Source organism: Pseudodonghicola sp., assembly GCF_048268305.1.
Taxonomy (GTDB): Bacteria; Pseudomonadota; Alphaproteobacteria; order Rhodobacterales; family Rhodobacteraceae; genus Pseudodonghicola.
The window spans coordinates 17,016-34,944 of sequence record NZ_JBLWVT010000006.1 but is presented as its reverse complement, the minus strand read 5'-3'; the positions used below and the strand labels follow the sequence as shown (position 1 = coordinate 34,944).

Sequence of the window (17,929 nt, the reverse complement as noted above, 5' to 3'; positions counted from 1 at the left end):
GGGGCGGTTAAGGTGAGAGAGGCATGGCAGCTATGCGCGGATTTTTCGGGGGCTTCGGGCTGGGCGCGGTGGTCGTTGTGGTGGGCTCGGGGGCGCTGTCGCTGCTGATGCCCTTGCCGCAGCGGCCGGAGGTGGGCCAGGCGCCCACCGCCTCGGCCGGGGCGCCCGAGGAGACCACGGGCCGGGCCGGGATCGAGACCAAGGGCAATGACGCCGATCTGGTCGAGGCGATGCCGAAGGCGCCGGTCGCGGGGGGGGCCGCCGATGAACTGAAACCGCTCGACACCGCGCCGGCCGCGAAGCCGAGCGTCGGCGCCGCCACCGAGGGGCTCGCCGGGCCGATCACCACCGCCGCCGCGCCCGAGGTTTCGATCGGGGCCGACAATCCCGATCTGCCGAAGGCCCCCGGCGCGGGACCCGAGGCGCCCGGAACCGACAAGGGCGTCTCGATCGCCTCTGAACCAGCGCAGCCCGCCGCGCCGGCGCTGCCCGAGACGGACTCGGGTCTGGCCCGGCTGGAAACCGAGACCCATTCCGAGACCCCCGCCGATCAGGTGGAACCGGCCGAGGAAGCCGCGGCCGCGCCCGCGACCGAGGAGGCCGCGGCGCCGCGCATCGCCGCCCTGCCGCAGGCCGGCACCGATGCCGCCCCGGGGTCCAGCCCGCTCGGCACGCCGGTCAAGCCGCTGACCGACCGCGAAGCCGCCCCAGTCGCCGCCGAGGGGCCGACGCCGCTGGCGCTCTATTCCGCACCCTTCGACAATGCCGAGGGTCGGCCGTTGATGTCGATCATCCTGATCGACGACGCCCAGTCCATCGGGGCCGAGGCCCTGGCCGATTTCCCCTATCCGCTGACCTTCGCCATCGACCCGACCGAGGCCGATGCCGCCACCAAGATGCAGACATATCGCGATGCCGGGTTCGAGGTGGTGCTGCTGGCCGATCTGCCGGTCGCCGCCACGCCGCAGGACGCCGAGGTGTCGCTGTCGGTCTGGCGCTCCGAGGTGCCCGAGGCGGTGGCGATCCTCGAAGGTCCGGGCAGCGGCATTCAGGGCAACCGGCCGCTGTCCGATCAGGTGACCGAAATCGCCCGCTCGGCCGGGCTGGGGCTGATCACGGAATCGAGCGGGCTCAATACGGTTCAGAAGCTCGCCGCCCGCGAGGGGGTGCCTTCGGCAGTGGTGTTCCGCGATTTCGACGGGGCCGGGCAGACGCCGACGGTGATGCGCCGTTTCCTCGATCAGGCCGCTTTCCGCGCCAGTCAGGAGGGGACGGTGATCATGCTCGGCCGGGTGCGGCCCGATACCGTCAGCGCGCTGCTGCTCTGGGGGCTGCAGGACCGAGCCCAGCGGGTGGCGCTGGCGCCGGTCTCGGCCGTGCTCACCCACAAGCCGGAGGCGGCGCCGCAGGACTAGCGGCGGCGCTCGCCGATCTGGCGAAGCGGGAGGGCTGAAGATGGATCAGCGCGTCATCGGCCCGGGCCGAGGAGTTCCGCCTGACCAGCGGCAGCATCGCCGAGGGCATGCCCCTGCATGCCGAACAGGTCTTTGCGGGCTTCGGCTGCACCGGGGGCAACACCTCGCCGCAGCTCTCCTGGTCGGGCGCGCCCGAGGGCACCCGGAGCTTCGCGCTCACCGCCTATGATCCCGATGCGCCGACCGGGTCCGGCTGGTGGCATTGGGCGGTGGTGAACATCCCCGCCTCGGTCAGCGGACTGGAGGAGGGCGCCAACGGCACCGCGGCGATGCCGGCAGGGGCGGTCGAGATGACCAATGATTTCGGGAACGCGGGCTTTGGTGGTGCCTGCCCGCCGCCGGGCGAGGTGCATCGCTATATCTTCACCCTCTACGCCCTGCCGGTCGACAAGCTCGATCTGCCCGAGGGAGCGAGCAATGCGCTGGCGGGCTTCATGATCAACGGCAGCACCCTGGGCAGCGCGCGGATCACCGCCGTCTATACGCGCTGAACGGTGCGGGCGGTCGGCGGTTGCGCCGGCCGCCTGTCACGCAGGTCAGCGCGTCGCCTGCCGGCTCAGACGAAGATCGCCCGCAGCAGCAGGAAGACCAGCGCCGACATCGCTGCGGCGGCGGGCACGGTGATCACCCAGGCCGCCACGATGGTCAGGAAATGTGACCGCCGCACCAGTTTGCGGCGGCGCCGCTCCTCGACCGCCAGTTTCTTGCCGGGGCCGCTTTGCGACGGCAGATGGCGGGCGGTGTACCATTCGCGGAAGAAGCCCACGCCGAAGATCGCCCCCACAGCGATATGGGTGGAGGAGACCGGCAGCCCGAGCGCGCTGGCCACGATCACCGTCAGCGCCGCCGACAGCGCCACGCAGAAGGCGCGCATCGGGTTCAGCTTGGTGATCTGGCTGCCGACCATGCGGATCAGCTTGGGCCCGAACAGCACCAGCCCGAACGAGATCCCGAAGGCGCCGATGATCATCACCCAGGTGGGGATTTCGACCTTGCCGGCGATCTCTCCGAAATTCACCGAATGGACGATGGCGGCCAGCGGACCGACCGCATTGGCGACATCGTTGGCGCCATGGGCGAAGGACAGCAGCCCGGCCGAAATCACCAGCGGCAGCGCGAACAGCGCCTTCAGAGACTTGTTGCGGTTCTCCATCCCCGCCGACTGACGCCGCAGGAAGGGGATGGCACCGGCATAGCTGAAGGCGCCGACCAGGACGCCGATCATCAGCGCATTGCCGAGATCGATCTCAACCACCTGCTTCAGCCCCTTCAGCGCCAGATAGGCGGCGAAGGTGCCGGCCATGATCCCCACCAGCGCCGGCACCCAGCGCCGGGCGGCGGCGATCTTGTCCTCGCGATAGATGATATAGGTCTTGATGAAGGCAAGGAAGGCGGCGGCGATCACGCCGCCGAGAACGGGGGAGATCACCCAGCTCAGCGCGATGGCGCCCATGCTGGACCAGTTGACCGCACCGAAACCGGCGGCGGCGATTCCGGCCCCCATCACGCCGCCCACCACCGAATGGGTGGTGGAGACCGGGGCGCCGATCCAGGTGGCCAGATTGACCCAGAGCGCCGAGGAGGTCAGCGCGGCCATCATCGCCCAGACGAAGATTCGGGTGTCGGCGACGCTGCTCGGGTCGATGATGCCCTTGGAGATGGTCGAGACGACATCGCCGCCGGCCAGCAGGGCGCCGGCGCTTTCGCAAAGTGCCGCGATGAGGATGGCCCCGCCCATGGTCAGCGCGTTGGCGCCCACCGCCGGACCCATGTTGTTGGCCACGTCGTTGGCGCCGATGTTGATCGCCATATAGGCGCCCAGCACGGCGGCGGCGACGATGATGATCCCCGAGGTCGATCCGACCCCCGCCAGCAGTGCTGCCAGCAGCCCCACGATCACCATGAAGGCCAGCGCCACGCCCAGTCCCACCATCGGGCGGGATACGTATTGCGCGGCAAGCTCGAGCTGACCGATGCGGCCGAGATCCTTGTCGAGCGTCTTCCACTGTCGGGTGGACGTGTCGGGGCTATCCTGAGGCATGGGCTCCTTCCGCCGCGCGCCAATGCCGGGGGCCGGCCTGCGCCCTGTCAAGAAACTGTTACAGTCTGTTGGCGGATAGGATGGATCGGCGCGCAGATCAAGCGCGCGCCGCGAGTTCCTGCTCGAACAGTTGCAGAACCCCATGCAGGGCGGGTTCGTCGACCCGCTCATGCGCTTCGGGAAGGCTCAGCCATTGGCGTTGGCGGCGGTCGGCCTCGGGGTAGTCCTTGCGCATCTCCTCCACCTCGACCGGATAGACCGAGACGGCGCAGCGCTGTTCGATTCCGTTCGGGTGGCGTTTGACGCTGCTGAAGCTGGTCAGCGGGTCGCGCCAGGGATTGCCCTTATGCACGCCGGCCTCTTCCCAGGCCTCCTGCAGAGCGGTTTCCCAGCTGTCGAGCCCGTTGATCGGCCAGCCCTTCGGCAGGATCCAGCGACCGCGCGAGCTGGTGACCAGCAGAACCTCGGGCGTGTCCTTCCGCTTGGGTGTTCGAAAACACAAAGCCGCCAACTGCACCGGTTCGGGGCGGCTGATCATAAGCTTGATGCTTTCCAACCAAGGGATGGAGCGCGGGTTCATCATCGTGGGGTAGCCTTGCTGCTCAGTGTTGTGTTGTTTTGTTAACTTAGGGCAAAATGTCGCGGTTTTCAAATGGGGCGGCGCCGGTTGCCCGTCAAGAGGGCGTTCAGCCGGGCCAGACTGCCCAGATTTCGGGCGGATGGGCGAAGACGTTGATGTCGACCTGCCCCTGAACCCCGGGCACCACGCCGGTGCCGGTGTATTGCCAGAAGGTCCAGCGTGCGCCGGGGTAGGTTTCCGACGGGTGACCGGCGACCGAACGCAGCCAGAACTGGGTGCCGCGAAGCTGGCCGATGCCGGTATCGCGATAGAAATCGGGGGTGGTATAGATCACCGGTCGCTTGCCATAGTGGCGTTCGAGGATATCGAGGAATTTGCTTGCCTCGGCCCGCACGATGGCGCCATCGGGGCGTTTTGGGCAGGTGCGGGACAGGTGGTTCCACTCCAGATCCAGCACATGGGGCAGGGCATCTGGATCGCGCGGCACATGACGGATGAACCAGCGCGCCTGTTCCTCGGCCGGGCGGCAGAAATAGAAATAATGATAGGCGCCACGCCGGACGCCGGCCTGTCCGGCCCCGTTCCAGTGGTCGCGGAATTTCGGATCGTCGTGATCGCCGCCCTCGGTCGCCTTGATATAGGCGAAGGAGACGCCCGAGGCGCGCACCAGCGCCCAGTCGACATCGCCCTGATAGCGCGACACGTCGATGCCATGGACGGCATAGGCCGATGGCGTCACCGTCGCCCAGTCATGCGGCTTCAGATCGCCGAAGCTTGGGGCGGGGAAGAAGCTCAGATGCGCCGCATCGGGCGTGGTGGTGACCCTGCGCGGCGGCTCGGGATTCGATTTGGGCATGCGCGATCCGCAGGCCGTGAGTGCCAGCGCGGCGCAGAGAGAGAGAACAATCGGCCTAAGCATCGACCGCACCTTTTGGGGAGATGAAATTACAGTTGTCCAATTAGCTCACGACCTCTGTGATTTGGCAATCTGGCATCACGTAACTGGGCGAAGCGCCGCCCGCACTGGGGCGGATCGGTGACACCAGCGCCGGGGCCGGCGGCGCGGTCTATTGTGTCCCAGGCATGAAAAAGGGGCCGTCGCCGGCCCCTGATCCGCGCAGCGCAGGGCGTTCGCTCGGCTCAGCGGTTGCCGCTGCCCGAGAACCGCGCGGCATCGGCCGCGGCGCGGCGGATGGCGTTGGATTTATGCACCGTTTCCATATATTCGCTGTCCGGGTCGCTGTCATAGACGACGCCTCCACCGGCCTGGATGTAGAGCTTGCGGTCCTTCACGATGGCCGTGCGCAGCGCGATGCACATATCCATGTCGCCACCGGCGCTGAAGTATCCGACGCCACCGCCATAAAGGCCGCGCTTTTCGGGCTCCAGCTCGTCGATGATCTCCATCGCCCGGACCTTCGGCGCGCCCGAGACGGTGCCGGCCGGCATGCCGGCGAAGAAGGCGTCGAGCGCGTCCTTGTCCTCGGCCAGTTCGCCCACCACGTTCGACACGATGTGCATGACGTGGGAATAGCGTTCGATGGTGAATTTCTCGGTCGGGCGCACGGTGCCGATCTTGGCCACGCGCCCCACGTCGTTGCGCCCGAGATCAAGCAGCATCAGGTGTTCGGCCAGTTCCTTCTGATCGGCGAGCAGATCGGCCTCGAGCGCGCGATCCTCCTCCGGCGTGGCGCCACGCGGGCGGGTGCCGGCGATCGGGCGGATGGTCACCTCGCGGCCGAAGACGCGCACCAGGATTTCCGGGCTGGCGCCGACGACATGGAAGCCACCGAAGTTGAAATAGAACATGAAGGGCGACGGGTTGGTGCGCCGCAGAGAGCGGTAGAGCGCGAAGGGCGGCAGCGGGAAATCCTGCGTCCAGCGCTGCGCCGGCACCACCTGAAAGATATCGCCGGCGCGGATATAGTCCTTGGCGGTCTCCACCGCCGCCTTGTAGCTGTCGCGGGTGAAGTTCGACGTCGGCTCGCCGATCTCCTGCGCCTCGCCCAGGTCGCGGGATTCGGCCGGCATGCCGCGGTCGAGATCGCGCACCGCGTCCATCACCCGTTCTGCGGCCTGGGCATAGGCGGCGCGCGCCGACAGCCCCTCGCTGACCCAGGCGGGGGAGACCACGGTGACCTCGCCCTTGACGCCATCCAGAACGGCGACGACCGAGGGCCGCATCAGCACCGCGTCGGGCAGGCCCAGCGGATCGGGGTTCACGTTCGGCAGATATTCGATCAGCCGCACCATGTCATAGCCGAGATAGCCGAAAAGACCGGCGGCGGCCTGCGGCAGATCCTCGGGCAGCTCGATCCGGCTCTCCTCGATCAGCGCGCGCAGGCTGGTCAGCGGCTCCGCGGTCTCGGGCTCGAACCCCTCGGGGTCGAACCGCGCCTGCCGGTTGAGAAAGGCCTGTTCGCCGTTGCAGCGCCAGATCAGGTCCGGCTTCATCCCGATGATCGAATAGCGCCCGCGCACCTCGCCGCCGGTTACCGACTCGAGCATGAAGGCATCCTTCTGCGCTCCGGTCAGTTTCAGCATCAGCGAAACGGGGGTGTCCAGGTCGGCGGCGAGCCGCGTATAGACGACCTGGTTCCGCCCGGCCTGATAGGCGCGGGCGAAGGTTTCGAAATCGGGGGTCAGTGCCATGGTCTCGCCTTATCGGAAATTCGCCTGCGCCGCATTCAGCGCCTGCTGGTCCACCGTCGGGTGGGCACGGATCTGGGCGTCGCGCACATAGGCGTCGAACAGCTGCTGGGCCAGCGACTGATCGAACTGCTGCGCGATGGATTTGCGCATGACGGCCAGATCAGGGGTTTCCGCGGGCGGCAGCACCTCGTCCAGACGTACGATCTGCACCATCTGATCGCCGGGGACGATGCGCAATTCACCCGGCTTCATCTCGAACACCTGGTTCATGAAATCGGGCGCGGTATCCTCGAGAAAGGCGGCGCGGGTCAGCCCGGTCTCCTTGCGCTGGGTCAGCCCGGCGCCGGCGAGATCGCCGGTGGTGCCCAGTCCGTCGACAATGGCCTGTGCCTGCGCCTTCAGCGCGGCATCGGTCTCGGCGGCGGTCCAACTGGCGAGCACGCGGTCGCGGGCCTGTTCGAAGGGTTCGGGGCGCGGCGGCAGCACCTTGTCGAGCTGCAGCGCGAAGGCGCCGCCATCGTCCAGGAACTTCACCTCGGGGAAATCGTCGGCGGTGACTTTCGAGGCGGCCTCGCGGAAGGCGTCATAGGCGGCGATCCCGTCGGAGCTGTCGCTGGTCCAGTCGATCTGGCCAAGCTGCATGTCGGTCTCGTCCGCCAGCTCCTTGAGCGTGGCGCCCCCGGCCAGACGGTCGTTGATATCCTCGGCCTGGGTCTCGATCAGCCGGCGCGCGCGTTCCGAGGCGAGCTCGTCGCGCAGCTCGTCATGCGCTTCCTCGAAGGTGGTCACATGGGCGGCCAGGGTGCCGTTCACCCGGAACAGCGCCGGCCCCAGGTTCGAGGGCAGCGGCCCGACCACATCGCCGACATTGGCGGCAAAGACGGTCTCGGCTGCGGCGCCAAGGTCCTCGGCGCCGACATCGCCCAGATCGATATCGGACAGCGACAGCCCCCGCTGTTCGACCAACTGTTCAAAGGTGGTGCCGCCAACCTCGATCTGCGCCATGGCGTCCTTGGCGGCCTGGTCGCTGGAGAAGACCAGCCGTTCGACCAACCGACGCTCGGGCGTGTTGTAATCGGCCTGGCGTTCGTCATAGAGGCGCCGGATCGCGGCCTCGTCGACCTCGACCTGACCCAGGATCATCTCGGGCGTTAGCAGCACATAGGTGATCGACTTGGTCTCGGGCAGGGTGAACTGGTCGCCATGAGCGTCGTAATAGGCCTTCAGCGTCGCCTCGTCGGGCGTCGGCACCGGCGTGGTCAGCGCCTCGGGCGTCAGCGTCGCAAAGGAAAAGCTGCGGCGCGCGCTGATATAGTCGACCAGCGTGGCGGTCATTTCCGGCGGCATCTTCACGCCGCCGACGATGGCGCCCTGCACCAGGGTGCGGGCGGCCTCGTGGCGGAGGTCGGTTTCGAAATCGACATCGCTCAACCCGGCCTGATCGAGCTGGAACCGATAGGTGTCGCGGTCGAACTTGCCATCGGGGCCGTGGAAGGCCGGAATGGCCAGGATTTCCTTTTGCAGGTTGGCGTCGCCGATGCCGATGCCAAGCTGGTCGACCTCATTGTCGAGCGCCGCCAGCGCGATGAGCTGGCCCAGGACCTGCTGGTCGATCCCCATCGCCTTGGCCTGGCTGATCTGCAGCGCCTGGCCGTTCTGCGCTTCGATGGCGCGAATCTCGCGTTGCAGCTCGCGGGCATAGGCCTGGGTGGTGACGGTCTGATCGCCCACGGTCGCAACCGTATGGGCGGTGCCGCTCAGGTTGGTGGCGCCGAAGCCCGCCAGACCCGCAACCAGCAGACCCATCAGGATCCAGACAAAGGATTTCGAAAGCTCTTTGACCCGCGCGGCCATGGCGCCCCCTTTTCTGGCAATGCCGTTGTATCGGCGCCCTCAATACGACGCGCGCCGAAGGGGGGCAAGCTCAGATGCCGGGATCAGAGCCTGACTGCCGCCAGCCGGTCGATCATTTCCGCGATCCCCGCCTGGTCGGTATTGGCGAAGGCGATGCGCAGGTGTCGCGCACCCGAGGGATCGTCCGCCGGAACGAACATGCTGGCCGGCAGGGCAAGGATCGAGGCCGCATGCACCAGCTTTTGCGCCAGCGCCTCGGCCTCCAGATCGAAGGGATGTTCGACATAGGCGAAATAGGCGCCGAGCCCCTTCAGCCGCCAGCCCTGTTCGTCGAGCCGGCCGAAACCCTGCGCCAGCGCGGCGCGGCGGGAGAGGATTTCGTCGCGTTCCCCCTTCACCCAATCGCCCAGGGTGCGAATGCCGATCAACGCCGCGAACTGGCCTACCTGGCTCGGGCAGATGGTCACGGTGTCGAGATATTTCTCCACCTCGAGCATCATCGCGGGGGAAGCCAGCAGCGCGCCGACCCGGTGGCCGGTCAGCCGATAGGCCTTTGAGAAGGAATAGAGATGCACCAGCGTCCGGTCCCAATCGGGATCGGTGAAGAGATCATGCGCGGCGCCATCGCGGCTGTCGAAATCGCGATAGGTCTCGTCGACGATCAGCTTCAGCCCATGCGCCTGCGCCAGATCATAGAACGCCCGCAGGATGCCCGCCGGGTATTCCGCGCCGCTGGGATTGTTGGGGGTGACCAGAACGATTGCCCGGGTGCGCGAGGTGATCAGCGCCGCGGCGCGTTCCGGATCGGGGATCAGACCATCGCCCGTCGGCAGTGGCAGCGTGCGCACCCCGGCCATATCCAGCCACATCTTGTGATTGAAATACCAAGGCGTCGGCAGGATCACCTCGTCGCCCTCGCCGGTCAGCGCGGCAATGGTGGCGGTGAAGGCCTGGTTGCAGCCGGAGGTGATCGCCACCTGACCGGGCGCCACCGTGCCGCCGTAGAGCGCTGAGACCTGGCCGGCGAGCGCCGCGCGCAGCTCGGGCATGCCCAGCACCGGGCCGTAAAGATGCGCCTGCGGCACGGTGAGGAGGAACTCGGCCATCGCCTGCCGCAGCGCTTCGGGCGGCGGGTCGATCGGCGCCGCCTGGCTGACGTTGATCAGCGGGCGATCGGCGGGAAAGCTGACCCCCTCGATCCAGCGGCGCGAGGCGACGATGGGGGCGGGAAAGGTGGCCTCGGTGCGGGTGGGAGAGGCGAGGGACATGGGCGCGTTCCTTCCTTGATCGCTTCGATCATCCTGAAGGCGCCGGTCAGGGCCCGGGCCCGCCCGCGCCCCTTGGTCTCGGTAGAATACTCGATTATCCGCCGGCGGGGCCGGGGACGCGCCCGGTCAGTCCAGCGCGCGATAGGGCTTAACGTACTGCAGCGCGGTGTCCCAAGGGAAGAAAATCCAGGTGTCCTGGCTCACTTCGGTGATGAAGGTATCCACCTGCGCCCGTCCCTTGGGCTTGGCATAGACGGTGGCGACATGCGCCTTCGGCAGCAGGGTGCGCACCACTTCCAGGGTGCGGCCGGTATCGACCAGATCGTCGATGATCAGGACGCCCGCGCCATCACCGACCAGGGTCATGTCGGGCGACTTGATCACCACCGGCTCGCTCTGGGTCTGGTGGTCATAGGACTTGACGCTGATGGTATCGACCAGCCGGATATCCAGCTCGCGGGCGATGATCATCGCCGGGGCCATGCCGCCGCGGGTGATTGCCACCACCATGCGCCAGCCGCCGTCCGGCGCATCCCCCTGCAGCCGCCAGGCCAGCGCCCGCGCGTCGCGGTGGAGCTGGTCCCAGCTGACGAGAAACCCTTTCTCATGCGGCAGCAGGTCGGTCATCGGCATCTTCCCTCTGGCGGTCTCGGCTCAGTTCTTGGCAATATCGGGGGCGTCGACCGCCTTCATGCCGACGGCGTGATAGCCGGCGTCGACATGCAGGATTTCGCCGGTCACCCCGGCGCTCAGGTCGGACAGCAGATAGAGCGCGGAATTGCCGACGTCGTCGATCGTCACATTGCGCCGCAGCGGCGAATTATATTCGTTCCACTTCATGATATAGCGGAAATCGCCGATGCCCGAGGCTGCCAGCGTCTTGATCGGCCCGGCCGAGATCGCGTTGACGCGAATGCCGTCCTTGCCCAGATCCTCGGCCAGATAGCGCACGCTCGCCTCCAGCGCCGCCTTGGCGATCCCCATCACGTTGTAATGCGGCATCACTTTTTCGGCGCCGTAATAGGTCAGCGTCAGCGCGGCGCCACCCTCGCTCATCATCTTCTCGGCCCGCTGCATCACCGCGGTGAAGGAATAGACCGAAATATCCATGCTCATGGTGAAATTGGCGCGGCTGGTGTCGACATAGCGACCACGCAGCTCGTTCTTGTCGGAGAAGCCGATCGCATGGACGACGAAATCCAGCTCGCCCCACTGCTCTTTGAGCGCTTCGAACAAGGCGTCGATCGACGCCTCGTCGCCGACGTCGCAGGGCAGGACGATCGCGCTGCCGAGCTGTTCCGCCAAGGGCATGACGCGCTTTTTCAGCGCCTCGCCCATATATGAAAAGGCCAATTCCGCACCGGCGCCGGACAGCGCCTTGGCGATCCCCCAGGCGATGGATTTGTCATTGGCAAGGCCCATGATCAGGCCGCGCTTGCCGGCCAATAGCTGTTGTGACATCTCGATCCTCCGCCTGTCCAACGGTTTGGATCCGTCCTTTAGGCGATTGCCATCTGCGCTTCAAGGGCGCGCAGTCACCGACGAAGTTCGGAGACGATCGCATCGGGGCGCCCGCACGGGCTTGCCCGCTGGGCTGGAGCGTTCTAGGGTCTCGCCACAATCCATGATGGGGATACCATGGGCGATAGAAGCGGAATTTTTGCCGGCGATGATCCGTTTGTCATCGTTCGCCGGTGGCTTGCCGAAGCCGAGGCAAGCGAAGTGAATGATCCTAATGCGATCGCGATCGCGACGGTCGATGCAGAGGGCCTGCCGGACGTGCGCATGGTCCTGTTGAAGGAGGTCGAGGATAAGGCCTTCGTCTTCTATACCAATTACAATAGTGCCAAGGCGCAGGAACTTGACCAGGCCGGCAAGGCTGCCTTTGTCATGCATTGGAAATCGCTGCGCCGGCAGGTGCGGGTGCGCGGGCTGATCAGCAAGGAGGAGGGGCCGCAGGCGGACGCCTATTATGCCTCCCGCTCGCTGAAGAGCCGGCTGGGCGCCTGGGCCTCGCATCAGAGCCAGCCGCTCGACAGCCGGACCAGCCTGATGGCCGAGGTCGCCAAGGTGACCGCGCGCTTCGGCACTAATCCGCCGCGGCCGCCCTTCTGGGGCGGATATCGGCTGACGCCGGTGCAGATCGAGTTTTGGGCCGATGGCGCGTTTCGCCTGCATGACCGTTTCGTCTGGCGTCGCCAGACGCCTGAATCCGCTTGGGAAATTCAGCGTCTGAACCCGTGATGTTCACGTTACGTGAAATGCAAAGCCTTGAAATTTGGTGCGGAATTTTGGCCAATTTGACGTTTTGCGCTTGAAACCCTTCTGGGGTTTATAGCAGACAGGCGGGCAAATCATGAAGACGCGCAAACACGCAAGAACGCGGAACCAAAAAAAGTGGCGGAAGATCTGAGCAGTATGCAGCACGTGGAAGGTCAGGTGAAATGGTTCGATCCGGCGAAGGGCTATGGCTTCGTCGTCTCGGACCAAGGTGGCCCCGATATTCTGTTGCATGTGAATGTATTGCGGAATTTCGGCCAGAGTTCGGTCGCTGACGGATCGCGGATCGAAGTGGTGATCCACCAGACCGAACGCGGTGTGCAGGCGGTCGAGGTGGTATCGATCACCCCGCCGGTGCGTGCCGAGGGGCCGGTCCTGTCCGACTTCAGCCATCTCGATCCCGAAGAGCTGCAAGGCTATCCGCTGGAGCCGGCCCGGGTGAAGTGGTTCGACAAGGCGAAGGGATTCGGTTTTGCGAATGTGTTCGGCCGGGATGAAGACGTTTTTCTGCATATCGAGGTGCTGCGCCAGTCCGGCCTGGCTGATCTGCAGCCGGGCGAGGCCCTGGCGATGCGGGTGATCGACGGGCGCCGTGGCCGCATGGCCGCCGAGGTGCTGGCCTGGGAGGCCGCGGTCGAAGGGGCCACGGTCGAGCCGCAGATTGCGGAGGACGCCGCCGTTTCATGATCCGCCGCCTCGCTCTTGCTCTGATCCTGATTTGCGCCGCCAGTGGTGCCTGGGCGCAGTGCCGCGCGGATCGGGTTGAGCTGCGGGGCGATTGGGGGCAACTCGGCTTCGATGTCGAGATCGCCGACAGCCCGGACGAAAGATCGCGGGGGCTGATGTATCGCAAAAGCCTGGCCCGTGGGGCCGGCATGCTGTTCGTCTATGAACATCCCCAGCCGGTGTCCTTCTGGATGAAGAACACGCTGATTCCGCTCGATATGCTGTTTCTCGACCGTCAGGGTGTGGTCAGACGCGTGCACAGCGATGCGAAGCCGCGCGATCTGACGCCGATCGAGGGGGGCGAGGGGATCTTTGCCGTGCTCGAGATCAACGCCGGGCTGGCCCGCCGCTATGGCATTGGCCCCGGCACGGTGATGCGCCATCCGGTTTTTGCCGAAGGTCCGGCCGCCTGGCCCTGTTAGGGCTTTTCAAATCCGATTGCCGCCGCTAGACAGGCGCACGGTCCGGGGCGTGGCGCAGTCTGGTAGCGCACCTGTTTTGGGTACAGGGGGTCGTGAGTTCGAATCTCGCCGCCCCGACCACCCCTCCCAATTCCCTCTGGTTTTTCGCCCTCGGCGCTCCGGCTTGGCCCGGTTTTCGCGCATCGGGTGATATCGCCGCCAAATGTTGTGGTCTGCCCAGAATATGGACGGACAGGTTGCGGTTGCCAGGAGGCGCCGGGGCCGGTCGAAGGTTTTTCATGCAGGAAAAGGGGCTTCCGGCAGAGGCTTCAGCCCCTGCGCGAAGTGCTGCTTTGCAGCATCCTGTGGAAGAATCGCAAGGCCCTGTGGATGGCTTGCCGGTCAATCGGCTTTTTCCGTGGCTCGGGCAAAAAAATCCGTTGACCCCTGGCTTTTGTCTGCTCCAAATTGTGTGAGCCGGCCACAAGCGCACTAAATCTAGTGGATGATGCGAGAACTCGCGGTCGGGAACGAGTGGCAGCAAAACCAGCGTATCGCGTCGGACAAGGGGCCGAACGCAAGGCCTGAGATCGGCTTTGCGGATCGGGGATGTCATGCGCATGGGCCGCCGAAGACGCCTGATGGGGTGGTGAAGGACCCGGTTGCGGGGAACGCTTGGAAGGTCAGAGGCAGCAATGAAAATCGAAAGAAAGTTCACCAAGGCAGGGCAGGACGCATACGCCGATCTGGATTTCGTCACCACGACGTCCGAGATTCGCAATCCCGATGGCACCATCGTTTTCCGTCTGGAGGAGATCGAAGTGCCCGCCGGCTGGAGCCAGGTCGCCAGCGACGTCATCGCGCAGAAATACTTCCGCAAGGCCGGCGTGCCGGTGCGGCTGAAGAAGGTCGCCGAAAAGGACGTGCCGGAATTCCTCTGGCGGTCGGTTCCCGAAACCGCCACCACCGAGACGGGGGGAGAGACCTCCTCGAAACAGGTGTTCGACCGGCTCGCCGGTGCCTGGGCCTATTGGGGCTGGAAGGGCGGCTATTTCACCACCGAGACCGACGCCCGCGCCTATTACGACGAGATGCGCCATATGCTGGCAAGCCAGCGCGCCGCGCCGAACTCTCCGCAATGGTTCAACACCGGGCTGCATTGGGCCTATGGCATCGATGGGCCGAGCCAGGGCCATTTCTATGTCGATTACAAGACCGGCAAGCTGACCAAATCGAAATCCGCCTATGAGCACCCCCAGCCGCACGCCTGTTTCATCCAGTCGGTGGCCGATGATCTGGTGACCGAGGGCGGCATCATGGATCTTTGGGTGCGTGAGGCACGGCTGTTCAAATACGGCTCGGGCACCGGCACCAACTTCAGCCGCCTGCGGGCCGAGGGGGAGCGGCTGTCGGGCGGCGGCAAATCCTCGGGTCTGATGGGGTTCCTCAAGATCGGCGACCGGGCGGCAGGCGCGATCAAATCCGGCGGCACCACAAGGCGCGCCGCCAAGATGGTGATCGTCGACGCCGATCACCCCGATATCGAGAAATTCATCGACTGGAAGGTGATCGAGGAGCAGAAGGTCGCCTCGATCGTCGCCGGTTCCAAGATGCACGAGCAAAAGCTCAACGCCATCTTCGCCGCGATCAGGGCCTGGGACGGCAGTGTCGAGGACGCCTGCGATCCGGCCACCAACCCGGGGCTGAAATCGGCGATCCGCGACGCCAAGAAATCCGCGATCCCCGAAACTTACGTGAAACGGGTGCTGGATTACGCCAAGCAGGGCTATACCAGCATCGAATTCCCCACCTATGACACCGACTGGGATTCCGAGGCCTATAGCTCGGTCTCCGGCCAGAACTCCAACAACTCGATCCGCGTCACCGATGCCTTCCTGCAGGCGGTGTGCGAGGATGCGGATTGGCAATTGATCAACCGGGTCGATGGCAGCATCGCCAAGACCGTCAAGGCGCGTGATCTGTGGGAAAAGGTCGGCCATGCCGCCTGGGCCTGCGCCGATCCGGGCATCCAGTTCCACGATACCATCAACGCCTGGCACACCTGCCCGGCGGATGGGCCGATCCGCGGATCGAACCCCTGTTCGGAATATATGTTCCTGGACGATACCGCCTGCAACCTCGCCTCGATGAACCTGTTGACCTTCCTGAAGGACGGGCAGTTCCAGGCCGGCGATTACATGCATGCCACCCGGCTGTGGACGCTGACGCTGGAGATCAGCGTGATGATGGCGCAATTCCCGTCGAAGGAAATCGCGCAGCTTTCCTATGACTTCCGCACCCTTGGCCTGGGATACGCCAATATCGGCGGTCTGCTGATGAACATGGGGTATGGCTATGACAGCGACGAGGGCCGCGCGCTTTGCGGGGCGCTGACCGCGATCATGACCGGCGTCGCCTATGCGACGAGCGCCGAGATCGCGGCAGAGCTTGGCACCTTTGACGGCTATGCCCGCAACGCCGACAACATGCTGCGGGTGATCCGCAACCACCGTCTGGCCGCCTATGGCCACAGCGAGGGCTACGAGGGGCTGGCGGTGGCGCCGGTGCCGCTGGATCACGCCCATTGCCCCGACCGTCGGCTGGTCGATCTGGCCATGGCCGCCTGGGACGAGGCGCTGGAGCTGGGCGAAAAGCACGGCTTTCGCAATGCCCAGACCAGCGTGATCGCTCCCACCGGCACCATCGGCCTGGTGATGGATTGCGACACCACCGGGATCGAGCCCGATTTTGCCCTGGTGAAGTTCAAGAAGCTCGCCGGCGGTGGGTACTTCAAGATCATCAACCGCTCGGTTCCCGCCGCGCTGGAAAACCTCGGCTATTCCTCGGCCGAGATCGAGGAGATCATCTCCTATGCCGTGGGCCATGGCACCATCGGCAATGCGCCGTCGATCAACCATACCACGCTGGTGGCGCATGGGTTTGGCGAAAACGAACTGGCCAAGATCGACGCCTCGCTGGAAAGCGCCTTCGACATCCGCTTTGTCTTCAACCAGTGGACCCTGGGGGAAGAGTTCTGCACCAACGTGTTGAAGATCGCGCCGGAAAAGCTGACCGATCCCACCTTCGACCTGCTGCGGCATCTGGGATATTCCCGCGCCGATATCGAGGCGGCGAATGATCACGTCTGCGGGACGATGACGCTGGAAGGGGCGCCGCATCTGAAGGCGGAACATTACCATATCTTCGATTGCGCCAACCCCTGCGGCAAGAAGGGCAAGCGGTTCCTGTCGGTCAACAGCCACATCACCATGATGGCGGCAGCGCAGAGCTTTATCTCCGGTGCCATCTCCAAGACCATCAACATGCCCAACAACGCCACCATCGAAGAGTGCCAGCAGGCCTATGAGCTGTCCTGGTCGCTGGGGGTGAAGGCCAATGCGCTTTATCGCGACGGATCGAAGCTGTCGCAACCCTTGGCCGCCGCGCTGGTCGAGGATGACGATGAGGCGGCCGAGGTGCTGGAAACCGGCACGCCGGTGGAAAAGGCCCAGGTGCTGGCCGAGAAGATCGTCGAGAAACTGGTGATCAAGGAGGTCGCCCGCGGCCGGCAAAAGATGCCGTCGCGCCGCAAGGGCTATACCCAGAAATCCATCGTCGGCGGTCACAAGGTCTATCTGCGCACCGGCGAATATGAGGACGGCTCTCTGGGCGAGATCTTCATCGACATGCACAAGGAAGGCGCCGGCTTTCGCGCGATGATGAACAACTTCGCCATCGCGGTCTCGGTCGGTCTGCAATACGGCGTGCCGCTTGAGGAATTCGTCGATGCCTTTACCTTCACCAAGTTCGAACCGGCGGGGATGGTCCAGGGCAACGACAGCATCAAGAACGCCACCTCGATCCTCGATTACATCTTCCGCGAACTGGCGGTGAGCTATCTCGACCGCACCGATCTGGCACATGTGAAACCGCAGGGCACCACCTTTGACGATCTGGGCCATGGCGCCGACAACGAAGGCGTCTTGAACGTCAGCGAGATCAGCGAAACCGCCGCCTCGCGGTCGCTCGAAGTGCTTAAGCAGATCAGTTCCACCGGCTATCTGCGCAAGCGGCTGCCGCAAGAGCTGATGGTGCTGCAGGGCGGTGGCGGCATGGCCTTCTCGACCCCCGGCGCCGGGGTGGCGACCCTGGTGCCCGAGACGACCTCGGCCATGGTCACCACCACGACCACCACGGCGATGGCCAGCGGCACCGTCACCATGGACGCCCGCGCCAAGGCCCGGATGCAGGGCTACGAGGGCGAGGCCTGCGGTGAATGCGGCAACTATACGCTGGTGCGCAATGGCACCTGCATGAAATGCAACACCTGCGGGGCGACCAGCGGGTGTAGTTAAGGCAACGCATCAGGATTGATGCGCAGGGGATTGGAAAATAAAATCTTTCCATCCCCGACGAATGCGGAGGGCAGGGGGCATCCCCCTGCGTTCCACAGCACCGGGAGGACCGGTCAGGCCGGTCTTCCCCTTACCTCGCGGGGCGGGTGCGCTCGCCCCTGACGACGTTCAGGCCGCAGGCAGAAAACTAGGGCGGTGAACGATATGAGCCTGAAGGTCGAAACTGAAGGGGGGCGGTTCGCCCCCCTTTTTTTCACGGCTCGCGCGGGGGATGTGCCGTCAATCGCTTGTAATACC

General features: G+C 65.3%; 14 protein-coding genes and 1 tRNA gene. 7 read left to right on the top strand and 8 right to left on the bottom strand.

Annotation, left to right across the window (positions count from 1 at the left end; all coding sequences use genetic code 11):
- The first annotated feature begins 23 nt into the window (after window positions 1-23).
- Both ACN0V4_RS12280 and ACN0V4_RS12275 read left to right on the top strand, forming a co-directional pair.
- Window positions 24-1,415: a divergent polysaccharide deacetylase family protein gene (locus ACN0V4_RS12280; protein WP_417676460.1), complete on the top strand. Its 1,392-nt coding sequence runs from the start codon at window positions 24-26 to the stop codon at window positions 1,413-1,415.
- 107 nt (window positions 1,416-1,522) lie between these two features.
- Window positions 1,523-1,966, top strand: a complete 444-nt coding sequence (locus ACN0V4_RS12275) for a YbhB/YbcL family Raf kinase inhibitor-like protein (protein WP_417676458.1) — start codon at window positions 1,523-1,525, stop codon at window positions 1,964-1,966.
- Window positions 1,967-2,031: 65 nt separating this feature from the next.
- Here ACN0V4_RS12275 and ACN0V4_RS12270 read toward each other — a convergent pair whose 3' ends face one another.
- The 8 genes from ACN0V4_RS12270 to fabI all read right to left on the bottom strand — a co-directional run bounded on the left by ACN0V4_RS12270 (window position 2,032) and on the right by fabI (window position 11,331).
- A complete protein-coding gene (locus ACN0V4_RS12270; RefSeq protein WP_417676456.1) occupies window positions 2,032-3,516 on the bottom strand; it encodes an inorganic phosphate transporter in 1,485 nt (494 codons plus the stop codon).
- A gap of 97 nt (window positions 3,517-3,613) precedes the next feature.
- Window positions 3,614-4,054, bottom strand: a complete 441-nt coding sequence (locus ACN0V4_RS12265) for an NUDIX hydrolase (protein WP_417676454.1) — start codon at window positions 4,052-4,054, stop codon at window positions 3,614-3,616.
- A 148-nt stretch (window positions 4,055-4,202) separates the two neighbouring features.
- Window positions 4,203-4,952: a GH25 family lysozyme gene (locus tag ACN0V4_RS12260; RefSeq protein ID WP_417676452.1), complete on the bottom strand. Its 750-nt coding sequence runs from the start codon at window positions 4,950-4,952 to the stop codon at window positions 4,203-4,205.
- A gap of 284 nt (window positions 4,953-5,236) precedes the next feature.
- Window positions 5,237-6,748 (bottom strand): anthranilate synthase component I, encoded by a 1,512-nt coding sequence (trpE, locus tag ACN0V4_RS12255; protein ID WP_417676450.1) that lies wholly within the window; start codon window positions 6,746-6,748, stop codon window positions 5,237-5,239.
- Window positions 6,749-6,757: 9 nt separating this feature from the next.
- Window positions 6,758-8,602 (bottom strand): peptidyl-prolyl cis-trans isomerase, encoded by a 1,845-nt coding sequence (locus tag ACN0V4_RS12250; RefSeq protein ID WP_417676448.1) that lies wholly within the window; start codon window positions 8,600-8,602, stop codon window positions 6,758-6,760.
- Between the two features lie 83 nt (window positions 8,603-8,685).
- Complete coding sequence (locus tag ACN0V4_RS12245; protein WP_417676446.1) at window positions 8,686-9,870, bottom strand: aminotransferase; 1,185 nt, start codon at window positions 9,868-9,870, stop codon at window positions 8,686-8,688.
- A 126-nt stretch (window positions 9,871-9,996) separates the two neighbouring features.
- On the bottom strand, window positions 9,997-10,497 hold the full coding sequence (gpt, locus tag ACN0V4_RS12240; protein WP_417676444.1) for a xanthine phosphoribosyltransferase: 501 nt from the start codon (window positions 10,495-10,497) through the stop codon (window positions 9,997-9,999).
- A 27-nt stretch (window positions 10,498-10,524) separates the two neighbouring features.
- Entirely contained in the window at window positions 10,525-11,331 is an 807-nt protein-coding gene (gene fabI / locus ACN0V4_RS12235) for an enoyl-ACP reductase FabI (protein WP_417676442.1), read from the bottom strand.
- Window positions 11,332-11,508: 177 nt separating this feature from the next.
- Between fabI and pdxH the strand changes: the two genes are divergently transcribed.
- The 5 genes from pdxH (at window position 11,509) to ACN0V4_RS12210 (ending at window position 17,632) form a co-directional block, all read left to right on the top strand.
- Window positions 11,509-12,114, top strand: coding sequence for a pyridoxamine 5'-phosphate oxidase (gene pdxH, locus ACN0V4_RS12230; RefSeq protein ID WP_417676440.1), 606 nt, complete (start codon window positions 11,509-11,511; stop codon window positions 12,112-12,114).
- Between the two features lie 153 nt (window positions 12,115-12,267).
- The gene (locus tag ACN0V4_RS12225; protein WP_417676438.1) at window positions 12,268-12,837 is read left to right on the top strand and encodes a cold-shock protein; all 570 of its coding nucleotides are present in this window, start codon (window positions 12,268-12,270) and stop codon (window positions 12,835-12,837) included.
- Window positions 12,834-13,298 (top strand): DUF192 domain-containing protein, encoded by a 465-nt coding sequence (locus tag ACN0V4_RS12220; protein ID WP_417676436.1) that lies wholly within the window; start codon window positions 12,834-12,836, stop codon window positions 13,296-13,298. The genes ACN0V4_RS12225 and ACN0V4_RS12220 overlap by 4 nt, the downstream gene beginning before the upstream one ends.
- A 43-nt stretch (window positions 13,299-13,341) precedes the next feature.
- A tRNA-Pro gene (locus tag ACN0V4_RS12215) sits at window positions 13,342-13,418 on the top strand.
- 554 nt (window positions 13,419-13,972) lie between these two features.
- The gene (locus ACN0V4_RS12210; protein WP_417676434.1) at window positions 13,973-17,632 is read left to right on the top strand and encodes a vitamin B12-dependent ribonucleotide reductase; all 3,660 of its coding nucleotides are present in this window, start codon (window positions 13,973-13,975) and stop codon (window positions 17,630-17,632) included.
- Window positions 17,633-17,929 lie beyond the last annotated feature (297 nt).

Bases quoted from the DNA above. Each gene is read 5' to 3' on its own strand.
- ACN0V4_RS12260 (WP_417676452.1), bottom strand. From the start codon at position 4,952: ATGCCCAAATCGAATCCCGAGCCGCCGCGCAGGGTCACCACCACGCCC.
- ACN0V4_RS12280 (WP_417676460.1), top strand. From the start codon at position 24: ATGGCAGCTATGCGCGGATTTTTCGGGGGCTTCGGGCTGGGCGCGGTG.
- trpE (WP_417676450.1), bottom strand. From the start codon at position 6,748: ATGGCACTGACCCCCGATTTCGAAACCTTCGCCCGCGCCTATCAGGCC.
- gpt (WP_417676444.1), bottom strand. From the start codon at position 10,497: ATGACCGACCTGCTGCCGCATGAGAAAGGGTTTCTCGTCAGCTGGGAC.
- pdxH (WP_417676440.1), top strand. From the start codon at position 11,509: ATGGGCGATAGAAGCGGAATTTTTGCCGGCGATGATCCGTTTGTCATC.
- ACN0V4_RS12270 (WP_417676456.1), bottom strand. From the start codon at position 3,516: ATGCCTCAGGATAGCCCCGACACGTCCACCCGACAGTGGAAGACGCTC.
- ACN0V4_RS12250 (WP_417676448.1), bottom strand. From the start codon at position 8,602: ATGGCCGCGCGGGTCAAAGAGCTTTCGAAATCCTTTGTCTGGATCCTG.
- ACN0V4_RS12245 (WP_417676446.1), bottom strand. From the start codon at position 9,870: ATGTCCCTCGCCTCTCCCACCCGCACCGAGGCCACCTTTCCCGCCCCC.
- ACN0V4_RS12220 (WP_417676436.1), top strand. From the start codon at position 12,834: ATGATCCGCCGCCTCGCTCTTGCTCTGATCCTGATTTGCGCCGCCAGT.
- ACN0V4_RS12265 (WP_417676454.1), bottom strand. From the start codon at position 4,054: ATGATCAGCCGCCCCGAACCGGTGCAGTTGGCGGCTTTGTGTTTTCGA.
- fabI (WP_417676442.1), bottom strand. From the start codon at position 11,331: ATGTCACAACAGCTATTGGCCGGCAAGCGCGGCCTGATCATGGGCCTT.
- ACN0V4_RS12275 (WP_417676458.1), top strand. From the start codon at position 1,523: ATGCCCCTGCATGCCGAACAGGTCTTTGCGGGCTTCGGCTGCACCGGG.
- ACN0V4_RS12210 (WP_417676434.1), top strand. From the start codon at position 13,973: ATGAAAATCGAAAGAAAGTTCACCAAGGCAGGGCAGGACGCATACGCC.